At 70.9% G+C, this 8,889-nt stretch carries 6 protein-coding genes and 1 pseudogene; all 7 read left to right on the top strand.

The window, feature by feature from the left end; translation table 11 throughout:
* A pseudogene (locus tag DMC64_RS41060) lies at positions 1–126 on the top strand (IS481 family transposase); the annotation flags it as partial.
* Between the two features lie 36 nt (positions 127–162).
* Positions 163–2,910, top strand: coding sequence for a BTAD domain-containing putative transcriptional regulator (locus DMC64_RS41055; protein WP_255432937.1), 2,748 nt, complete (start codon positions 163–165; stop codon positions 2,908–2,910).
* Between the two features lie 374 nt (positions 2,911–3,284).
* Positions 3,285–3,953, top strand: coding sequence for a M15 family metallopeptidase (locus tag DMC64_RS41050; protein WP_125737898.1), 669 nt, complete (start codon positions 3,285–3,287; stop codon positions 3,951–3,953).
* Positions 3,954–3,962: 9 nt separating this feature from the next.
* A complete protein-coding gene (locus tag DMC64_RS41045) occupies positions 3,963–5,285 on the top strand; it encodes an MATE family efflux transporter (RefSeq protein WP_037343074.1) in 1,323 nt (440 codons plus the stop codon).
* A 300-nt stretch (positions 5,286–5,585) separates the two neighbouring features.
* Entirely contained in the window at positions 5,586–6,896 is a 1,311-nt protein-coding gene (locus DMC64_RS41040; RefSeq protein WP_037343077.1) for a nitrate/nitrite transporter, read from the top strand.
* A gap of 29 nt (positions 6,897–6,925) precedes the next feature.
* Positions 6,926–7,849 (top strand): tRNA pseudouridine(55) synthase TruB, encoded by a 924-nt coding sequence (gene truB, locus DMC64_RS41035; RefSeq protein ID WP_125737897.1) that lies wholly within the window; start codon positions 6,926–6,928, stop codon positions 7,847–7,849.
* A 39-nt stretch (positions 7,850–7,888) separates the two neighbouring features.
* Positions 7,889–8,851: a bifunctional riboflavin kinase/FAD synthetase gene (locus tag DMC64_RS41030; RefSeq protein ID WP_125737896.1), complete on the top strand. Its 963-nt coding sequence runs from the start codon at positions 7,889–7,891 to the stop codon at positions 8,849–8,851.
* Positions 8,852–8,889: the final 38 nt, after the last annotated feature.

Raw genomic sequence — 8,889 nt, 5'->3', positions numbered from 1 at the left:
ACCAACTCAGCACACCGAGCCCGAACCCTCCCAGCCTTCCTCCACCACTACAACCACCACCGCACCCACACCGCCCTCAACGGCCACCCACCCATCACCCGCGTCAACAACCTCACAGGGCACTACAGCTACCGCGCCGACGTCGCCGAGGACGCCCTCGACGTGCGGACGTTCGAGCGGCTGGTGGAACGGGGACGGCAAGCCGCGCAGAACGGCGACCACACCGAGGCGGCGGATCTCTTCCGCACCGGCCTCGCCCTGTGGCGGGGCCCCGCGCTCGGCGGGATCGGGGAGTCGTTCCTGCGCGCTGAAGCGAGCCGGCTGGACGAGCTGCGGCTGACCGTCACCGAGGAACGGGTCGACGCGGATCTGGCGGCGGGACAGGGGCCGCGGCTGCTCGCGGAACTCACCGAACTGGTCGCCTTGCATCCTACGCGGGAGCGGCTGCGCGGTGGGCTCATGGTCGCGTTGTACCGGTCCGGACGGCAGGCCGAAGCGCTGGAAACCTACGAACGCGGCCGGAAGGTGCTGGCCGACGAGCTGGGCATCGATCCCGGCCCGGAGCTGCGCCGGGTGCACGAGTCGATCCTGCGGTCCGACACCGCCTTGCTCCCGGCCGTCACCTCCCGTACGCCGCGGCAGCTGCCGTCGCCGCCACCCGACTTCACCGGGCGGGCGCCTGAACTCGCGGCGCTGCGCGCGACCTTGGTGCGGCCCGGCGGGATGCCGGTCGCCGTCGTCTCCGGCGCGGGCGGCGTGGGCAAGTCCACTTTGGCGCACCGGGTCGCGCACGAGATCGCCGAGCACTTCCCCGACGGCCAACTGCACCTCGAACTCCACGGCTCCACCGACAGCCCCGCGACCGCCGAAGAGGTACTCGGCCGTGTCTTGCGCGACTTCGATCCCGCGACGACGCCGCCCGGCTCCCTCGACGAGCGCGTCGCCCGTTATCGGACGGTGCTCGCCGGCACTCGCACGCTCGTCGTGCTCGACGACGCCGCGAACGAGGCCCAGGTCCGGCCGCTGCTGCCCGGCGGCCCGGGGTGCGCGGTGGTCGTCACGTCGCGCAACCGGCTTCCCGCGCTGGCGGGCGCGACGTTCTGCGAACTGGGGGTGCTGCCCGCGGACGCCGCGCTCGACCTGCTCACCCGCATCGTCGGGGCCGAACGCGCGAGCACCGAGCCCGCGTCGGCGGCCGAGATCACCGAGCTGTGCGGCCAGTTGCCGCTCGCGATCCGCGTCGCCGGCGCGCGGCTGGTGTCCCGGCGGCAATGGTCGTTGTCCCGGCTGGCGAACCGGCTGGCCCAGGAACAGCGCCGCCTCGACGAACTGGTGGTCGGCGACCAGGAGGTGCGGGCCAGTATCAACCTGAGTTACACGCTCCTGCCCACGGCGGCGCGGACCGCGTTGCGACGGCTGGGTTTGCTCGGCCTCACGCATTTCCCCGCATGGGTCGCCGCGGCGGCGATGGAGGCCGATCCGGACGACGCGGAGCAGGTGCTCGAAGACCTCGTCGACGTGTCGCTGCTCGAAGTCGACGGCGTGGATCCCTTGGGGCTCATGCGGTACCGGCTGCACGACCTCGTCCGGCTGTTCGCGCTGGAACGCGCCGTCGAAGAGGAGCCCGCCGCTGACCGGGCGGCCACCGTCGAGCGGGTGCTGGGTGCCTGGATCTGGCTGGTCGAACGGATCAACGAGACCCTGCCGCCGGTCGTGCCGTCGATCCAGGGCACCTCCCGGCTGGGCCGTCCCGTCGCCGAGGAGATCGCGCGGCGGGTCGTGGCCAGGCCGTACGAATGGTTCCGTGCCGAGGAGGAGGCGATGACCACCGCCGTCGAACTGGCGGCGGCGCTGGACCTGGTCGACATCGCGGTCGGGCTCTCGTCGGCCTTGTGCGGCACCGCGTTCGGCGGGCACAACCGGGTGCTCGACGATTCGCTCGGCTCGTGGCGCCGCACCCACGACGCGGCGCTCACCGCCGCCCGCCGCACCGAAAACGCCTTGGGCGAGGCGACTTTGCTGGCGGGGCTCGGGCAGCTGTACTACGAGCACGACGACTTCCCCCGGTCCCGCGCGCATCTGAGCCAGGCGCTGTCGATGTTCCGCGCCGCGGGCGACGTCCGCGGCGAGGCCGCCACCCTCGCCGCGCTCGGCGCCGCCTGCCGTGAGCAGGGCTACCTGCCCGAGGCGGTGCACTTCCTGGACCGGGCGGGGCGGATGTGGTCCGAACTGGACGATCCGGGGGCGATGGGCCACGTCCACCGGCTGGCCGGCACCGTGCGGCTGGAGCTGGGCGAATACCCGGGAGCGCTGACCGCGCTGACCGAGGCGCGGGCGTCGTTCGCGGCGGCGGGCTCGCGGCGCGGCGAGGGACTGACCTTGCGCAGCCTGTCGCTCTATCACCGGGCCCGTGGCGAGTGGGCCGAAGCCGAGGAGTTCGCGCGTGCCGCGCTCGCGGTGTTCGAGGGCACCGAAGACCGGATGCTGGCCGCGTATTCCGAACGCGCGCTGGCCAAGGCGTTGCTGCGGCGCGGGGATTCGGTCGCGGCGCGGCGGCTGGCGGACAACGCGCTGGAGGTCTGCCGCGAACTCGGCGATGCCTTCGGCCACGCGTGCACCCTCCGCGTTGTCGGCGAGGTGCATCTCGCGGAAGGCCGGTTGTACCAAGCGAAAGACTGCCTGGAGGACTCGCTCCGGCGGTGGACCGACCTGCGCGCCGAACTGTTCCGGGCACGGACCCTGCGCACGCTCGCGGAGGTCCACGACGCGCTCGGCGACGTGCCTGCCGGGGAGCGGATGACCACCGAGGCGTGCGAGATCTTCCGGACCTACGGTGCTCGCGAGTACCGGGAACTCTCCGCTGTAACCGGGTCAGGCAGAGGCGGCGTTTCGGGGAGGGGTCGTGAGTGATTCGGGGCGTTGAAGTGAGTGGTGAGGCAAAGGTGTCTTGTCGGGTGGCAAGTCCGTGAAGGCCTCCTTGAGGGACCCAGAGTCCCTCAAGGAGGCCTTCACGGACCGGCTCTCGGTGGCGATCAGCAGGGTGAAGGGGTCTTTCCCCTCATTGCATGAGCGGAAAGTCCCCTTCACCTCGGTCTTGCGGTCCTTGTGGGTGGCGGAGTCCCGGGAAGTGTTGCGAAAGCCACTTTCGCAACGTTGATGGTTGCGAAAGCCACTTTCAAGACATCCGGAGCCGGCACGCCGAGGGGCGGCGCTCCAACCTTTGCCTACGTCCGCTGTAACCGGGTTACAGCGTTCCTGAAGGACGCTCGTGGACAGTGGGGTCCATGTCTTCGTTCGTGTCGTTGTCGGATCCTCACATCGCCGCCGTGCCCGTCCGGGAATGCGGGGAGCCCCTGGTGGACCTGCGGGAAACCGGCGCCATCCGGATCGATCCCCGGCTCGCCGACGAACGGGGTGCCTTCGCGCACGTGCGGCTCAGCGTCGCGGACCGGCTCGTCGCGGCGCAATGCCAGCTCCCACGCGGGCTGCGGCTGCTCGTCGTCGAGGGATTCCGGCCGAGGGAGGTGCAGGAGCGGTACTTCGCGGACAGCATGGCCAGGATCGCGCGCGCCAACCCGGAATGGTCGTCCGGGCGGGTGGCCGCCGAAGCCGCCACCTACGTCTCACCGCCCGAAGTCGCGCCGCATGTCGCCGGGGGAGCGGTGGATCTCACGCTGTGCACCGTCGACGGCGTCGAGCTGCCGATGGGGACCGACCTGAACGCGACACCGCCGGAGTACGGGACGGAATGCTTCACCGAGTCCGCGCTGATCGGCCCCGAAGCCCGCGAGAACCGGGAAACGCTCATCGACGCGATGACCGCGACCGGATTCGTGAACTACCCGAGTGAATGGTGGCACTGGTCCTACGGGGACCGGTACTGGGCGTTCACCACCGGGGTGAAGCATGCCCGCTTCGGTCCAGCGGATGGGACTGTCGTACCAGACCTTTAGTCTCCAGGGGTGCCTGAAGCTTCCGAACCCGACGAACGCGTCCCGCCGAAACGCGTCCTCGGCCTCGCCGTGCCCGCGCTCGGCGTCCTCGCCGCCGAACCGCTGTACGTCCTGGTGGACACGGCCGTCGTCGGGCATCTCGGCGCGCTGCCGCTGGCGGGCCTCGCCGTCGGCGGTGTCGTGCTGTCGCAGGTTTCGAGCCAGCTGACCTTCCTGTCGTACGGCACCACGTCGCGGACGGCGCGGCTGCACGGCGCCGGCCGTCGTGGTGACGCCGTGCGCGAAGGCGTCCAGGCGACCTGGCTGGCGGTGATCGTCGGGCTGGTGGTGATCGTCGCCGGGCAGCTGCTGGCCGCGCCGATCGCCCGCGTCCTGTCCGGGGACGCCGCGATCACCGACGCCGCCGTCTCCTGGCTGCGGATCGCGCTGTTCGGTACGCCGTTCATCCTGATCACGATGGCGGGCAACGGCTGGATGCGCGGCGTGCAGGACTCCGCGAAACCGTTGCGCTATGTGCTGGCGGGCAACGGGATCTCGGCCGTGCTGTGCCCGGTGCTGGTGTACGGCGCGGACTGGGGGCTGGAAGGTTCGGCGATCGCGAACGTCGTCGCGCAGGTGATCTCGGCGTCGCTGTTCGTCGCGGCCCTGGTGCGGGAGCGGGTCCCGCTGCGCCCGGAGCCGAAGGTGATGCGCGCCCAGCTCGGCCTCGGGCGGGATCTGGTGCTGCGCAGCCTCGCGTTCCAGGCGTGCTTCGTCTCGGCCGCCGCGGTCGCCGCGCGGACGTCCACCGAGGCCGTCGGCGCGCATCAGGTCGTCCTGCAGCTCTGGACGTTCCTCGCGCTGGTGCTGGACTCGCTCGCGATCGCCGCGCAGTCGCTCGTGGGCGCCGCGCTCGGCGCCGGGGCGAGCAAACGGGCGCGCGGCGTGTCGAACCAGATCACCGTCTACGGCCTGGTGTTCGGCTGCTTCCTCGGTGTCGTGTTCGCGTCCGTGGCCGGGGTGCTGCCGCGAGTGTTCACTTCGGACGCGGCCGTACTCGGCCAGATCCCGCACGCCTGGTGGTTCTTCGTCGCCCTGCAACCGATCGCCGGGGTGGTGTTCGCGCTCGACGGCGTCCTGCTCGGCGCGGGAGACGCCGCCTTCCTGCGCAACGCGACCCTGCTCAGCGCGGCGGTGGGGTTCCTGCCGCTGATCTGGCTGTCGCTCGCCTTCGGCTGGGGGCTGGCCGGGATCTGGACCGGGCTCTCGCTGTTCATGCTGCTGCGGCTGGCGACCCTGCTGGTGCGATGGCGCTCGGGCCGGTGGGCCGTGGAAGGCGCCGTCCGCGTTTAGTCCTCTGGATGCGGTCCTTGCGCGGGCAACTACCGCATTCAGAGGACTAAACGCGGTGGTGGCGGTCTCCCCAAGTGTCATGAAAGGGCCGTTCAGGACGAAAAATGTCCTGAACGGCCCTTTCATGACATCCACGCGCGACCCGGCGAACCCCATTCCGGCAGCCGAGTGAACCGCGCTGTTGTGGCGAAAACCACCCGGGTAACGGGTATGTTTCGCCGTTGCTTAGGAGCTACAACTATATGAGGCGGCAGTGCGGGCGTCTCTCACCGCCCGAAACCGCGCCCAAGGAGGACCACTGTGACAGGCCGAGCCACCCGCCGGTCCTGGTTCATCTGGTTGGCCGCCGTCACCGTCTACCTCCTCGCCGTCTTCCACCGCACCTCGTTCGGCGTCGCCGGTCTCCAGGCCGCCGACCGGTTCGGTGTCGGCGCCGCCGCGCTCGGCACGTTCACCGTCCTGCAGGTCGGCGTCTACGCCGCGATGCAGATCCCCACCGGTGTCCTCGTCGACCGCTACGGCCCACGACGGGTGCTCACCGGCGCCGTGTTCTTCCTCGGCCTTGGCCAGATCCTGCTCGCGGTCGCCGATTCCTACCCGCTCGGCCTGCTCGCCCGCGCCGTCGTCGGCTTCGGCGACGCCCTGACCTTCGTGAGCATCCTGCGGCTGATCGCCGCGCATTTCCCCGGCCGCCAGTACGCCCTGCTCGCCGCGCTGACCGGGGCCATCGGGTATGTCGGCAACCTCGCCGCGACCCTCCCGCTGGGCCTGCTGCTCGACGGTCCCGGCTGGACCCCGACGTTCCTCGCCGTCGGCCTGGTGACGGCGCTCTACACCGCCGTCGTCGCCCTCCGCGTCGAAGACATCCCGCGTGGCCTGCCGGAGCCCGTGCGCGAAAAGGTCCATCCGAAGGTGCTGGGCCGCCAGGTCGCCGACGCGTGGCGCACGCCGGGGACCCGGCTGGGGTTCTGGGTCCACTTCAGCACGATGTTCGCGCCCAACGTGCTGACCATGCTGTGGGGTGTCCCGTTCCTGGTGCAGGGGCAGGGATATCCGAAGGCCACCGCGAGTTCGCTGCTGATCGTGTTCGTGTTCGGCTCGATGATCGGCGGCCCGGTGCTCGGCGGGCTGATCGGACGGCGCCCGTCGCTGCGGATGCCGCTCGTCGGCTGGTACATCGGCGGCGCGGCGGTGATGTGGGCGGTCCTGCTCGGCTGGAGCGGGACGATGCCGGTCGCCGTCCTGGTGCCGGTGTTCGCGTTCCTTTCCCTCGGCGGGCCGGTGTCGATGATCGGTTTCGCGCTGGCACGGGACTACAACCCGCTCTCGCGCGTCGGGACCGCGACCGGGGTGGTGAACGTCGGCGGCTTCGTGGCCACGACGATCTCGGCGCTCGCGGTCGGTGTCCTGCTGGAGTGGACGGGCGGCACGTTCCGCCTGGCGCTGCTGTCGGTCATCGCGGTGCTCGCGTTCGGCACCTTCCGGATGCTCGTGTGGTGGCGGCGCACCCGCGCCGTGCTGTTCGAGGCGGAGGCCCGCGGCGAGGCGATCCCGGTGCAGATCCGGCGCCGCCGCTGGGACGCCGAAGCGCCGCTGCCCGTCTCGTCCTAGGCCGAGACCCGAAAGATAGGGTTCGGCCCGTGTCGCGCCCCAATCAGGCTCAAGCCAAGAAACGTCCCGCCCCGCCGCCCGGTCTCGTCATCGTCGACAAACCGTCCGGGATGACCTCCCACGACGTCGTCGCCAGGGCGCGGCGCTTCATGGGCACCCGCAAGGTCGGGCACGCCGGCACCCTCGATCCGATGGCCACCGGCGTTCTCGTGCTCGGCATCGAACGCGCGACGAAACTCCTCGGCCACCTGGCCCTGGACCGCAAGACCTATCTCGCGACCCTCTCCTTGGGACTGTCCACCACGACCGACGACGCCGAGGGCGAGCCGATCGCCGAAGCCGACCCGGACGTCGTCGAGAAGATCACCGACGAAGCGATCGCCGCCGGGATCGCCGCGCTGACCGGCGACATCCAGCAGGTGCCGAGCGCGGTCAGCGCGGTCAAGATCGACGGCAAGCGCGCGTACGCCCGCGTCCGGGCGGGCGAAGAGGTCGTGATCCCGCCGCGTCCGGTCACCGTGCACCGCTTCGATCTGCTCGCCACGCGTCGCGAGGCCGGCCGGATCGAACTCGACGCGATCGTCGAGTGTTCGTCGGGGACCTACGTCCGGGCGCTGGCCCGCGATCTCGGCGCCGGACTGGGCGCCGGCGGACATCTGCTCGCGTTGCGGCGCACCACGGTCGGGCCGTTCACCCTCGCCAAGGCCCGCACCCTCGACCAGCTCGAAGACAAGCCGGAGCTGTCGCTGGACCTCGACGCCGCCGTCGCCGCGGCGTTCCCGCGCCGCGATCTGGACGCCCGCACGGCGCAGGCGGTCCGATATGGACAGAGGGTGCCCGCGGCCGGGATCACGGGCACGTACGGGATGTTCGGACCGGACGGCCGGGTGCTCGCGCTCGCCGCGGACGAAGGCGAACTGGCCCGGTCGGTGGTCGTGTTGCTGCCCGCTTAGGGTGGTGCACGGAGCTGGCCTGGAGGAGACGGGGCACAAGTGCAGCGTTGGCGTGGTTTGGGTGACCTCCCCGGGAGCTGGGGACGGTGCGTGGTGACGATCGGTGTCTTCGACGGCGTGCACCGCGGTCATCAGGAGCTGATTTCGAGGACGGTCCGCGCCGCCGCCGAACGCGGCGTGCCGAGCGTGGTGCTCACCTTCGACCCGCATCCGTCGGAGGTGATCCGGCCGGGCAGCCATCCCGCGCAGCTGACCACGTTGCGCCGCAAGGCGGAACTGGTCGAGGGCCTGGGGGCGGACGTCTTCTGCGTGCTGCCCTTCACCCTGGAGCTGTCGCGGCTGACGGCGCACGAGTTCGTCCACGAGGTACTGGTGGACAAACTGCACGCGGCCGCGGTGATCGTGGGGGAGAACTTCACCTTCGGCGCCAAGGCGGCCGGTGACGTCGCCCTGCTCCGCACGCTGGGGAAGCGGTTCGGTTTCGTGGCGCAGGGGGCGGAACTGCAGGGGCTGCTCGCGCAGGAGCAGGCGGACAACGACATCACGTTCTCCTCGACCTACGTCCGCTCGTGCATCGATGCCGGGGACGTCGTGGCGGCGTCCGAGGCGCTCGGGAGGCCGCATCGGCTGGAGGGCATCGTCGTCCGGGGCGACGGCCGGGGGCACGACCTCGGTTACCCGACGGCGAACCTGTCGACGCCGCGTTTCGCGGCGGTGCCCGCCGACGGCGTCTACAGCGCTTGGTTCACTCGTTCGTCGGATTCCGGCCGCCGGTTGCGCGCCGCCGTGTCCGTCGGGACCAATCCGACCTTCTCCGGGCGGGAGCGCACCGTCGAGGCCTTCGTCCTCGACATCGACGAGGACTTTTACGGACAGCACGTTTCGCTCGATTTCGTCGCCAAGCTGCGGGATCAGGTCCGGTTCACGACGTCGGAGGGGCTGGTCGAGCAGATCGACGAGGACGTCGCGCGGACCAGGGAAATGCTCGGCGAGCAGGACTGACCGGACCCGGCCACGGCCGGACGAGAATCGACAAACAC

It is taken from the genome of Amycolatopsis sp. WAC 04197 (assembly GCF_003947475.1).
Taxonomy (GTDB): domain Bacteria; phylum Actinomycetota; class Actinomycetes; order Mycobacteriales; family Pseudonocardiaceae; genus Amycolatopsis; species Amycolatopsis japonica.
The sequence above is the reverse complement of the archived record's forward strand: the minus strand, read 5'-3'. Positions and strand labels throughout refer to the sequence as shown.

What these genes read in the sequence shown, in the direction of transcription:
- DMC64_RS41050 (WP_125737898.1), top strand. Translation starts at nt 3,285, where the DNA reads ATGTCTTCGTTCGTGTCGTTGTCGGATCCTCACATCGCCGCCGTGCCC.